The sequence below is a fragment of the Candidatus Zixiibacteriota bacterium genome, from assembly GCA_040752815.1.
In the GTDB taxonomy this organism is placed as follows: domain Bacteria; phylum Zixibacteria; class MSB-5A5; order GN15; family FEB-12; genus JAGGTI01.
In genome coordinates this window covers 1-1,264 of the sequence record JBFMGC010000127.1, presented here as the reverse complement: position 1 = coordinate 1,264, position 1,264 = coordinate 1, and the positions used below count along the sequence as shown (strand labels likewise).

General features: G+C 57.4%; 2 protein-coding genes. Both read right to left on the bottom strand.

Annotation, left to right across the window (positions count from 1 at the left end):
• Window positions 1–358: 358 nt before the first annotated feature.
• Entirely contained in the window at window positions 359–1,072 is a 714-nt protein-coding gene (locus AB1772_13480) for a hypothetical protein (protein MEW5797351.1), read from the bottom strand.
• Between the two features lie 8 nt (window positions 1,073–1,080).
• Window positions 1,081–1,264: hypothetical protein (locus AB1772_13475; protein ID MEW5797350.1), on the bottom strand; the 184-nt coding region annotated here is incomplete at its 5' end.

Genomic DNA, 1,264 nt, shown 5'->3' with positions numbered 1-1,264 from the left:
CTGAAACGTCATTTCCCGCATGATTGCGCGGCAAATGGATCTCTACTTATTATCGCTAACACCTCGCCTGAGCTCAAACAGTTATAACCGGATTATTGCAAGTAAGTTTGTTCTTGTTTCGAGCCCTGACAGGGCGAGAATATCTCAGCCCAGGGCGCAAGCCCTGGGTACAGGATCATGTTCAAATCCGAGCCCTGTAAGGGCGAAATAGATCCCTCTAACAATAGATTGATCTTATGTCGCCCTTTCAGGGCTTGACCATTATTGATGACCGTCTACCCAGGGTTGGCACCCCGGGCTATGTTATGGCGCCCCGTCGGGGCTTGAACCGGTAATCCATTAACTTGCAAGAGTCCGGTTAAAACTCGTCCGGGGAGGGCCACCAGGGCCAGTGGTCGAACGTGTAGGTCAGGCCGAGCGACACCGACGTCTCATGCACAAGCCGGCCTTCGAGGGCCAGGGTCAGGTTCGGCATCAACCGGTAATCAAGCCCCGCGACAAGCCCGAACTGGTCGTCCGGTTTGAAACTCAATTCCTGCTCGATGGTGTTGTACGACCACACCGCCCCGATGTACGGCGTGATGAACTCGATGTCCTGTGACACCGTTGCCGCGACCTGGAACTCGTCCCAGTCCGCCCTGTGGTTCCCCGTGTCCTCCGACTCGAAGAAACGGTACTGGCCGTCCGCGCAGAAGCGCCAGCCGCCCGGGGTGGTCAGCAACACGCCCTTCAGGCCAAGGCCGACCGAGAGCCCCCAGTCGCCGTCGAATGACAGCCGGTCCACAGTCAGTTCCGACCCGCCAAGATGGATGTATCCGCCGATACGGTCCGTGAACCCGTATCCGAACTTTCCCTCCACCGCAGCCACCTCGGTACGCTCCTGGAAGTTGGTGTTCTTGTCTATCAGGTCCCGTTCGCCCCAACGTCCCTCCAGGGTTGCGGAGTATTGACCGGTCCGAAGCGGCACGATCGGGAATCCGACCGGCGCCGCATCCGCCCGGTATGCTCCGGCGAGCAATAATGCCGTAAGTAATACAACGGCCGGTATTTTCCGCATGATTCGAGTATTCATTGTCATCCTCAGAAGAAGTAGTGCAGTCCGCCGCTGACGGCGGTCTCGTCGATAAACCTGCCTTCAATGGTGATCTTGAATTGATTAGTCAGGACTGCGTCAAGCCCGAGAAACACGCCGAAATTGTTCTCCGACTCGATGTCGTCCGCGGTCGAGCCCGCTACGGTGATGTCTACGTGGTAGTCGGAGTAC

Coding starts and splice junctions, on each gene's coding strand:
- AB1772_13480 (MEW5797351.1), bottom strand. CDS start 1,072: ATGAATACTCGAATCATGCGGAAAATACCGGCCGTTGTATTACTTACG.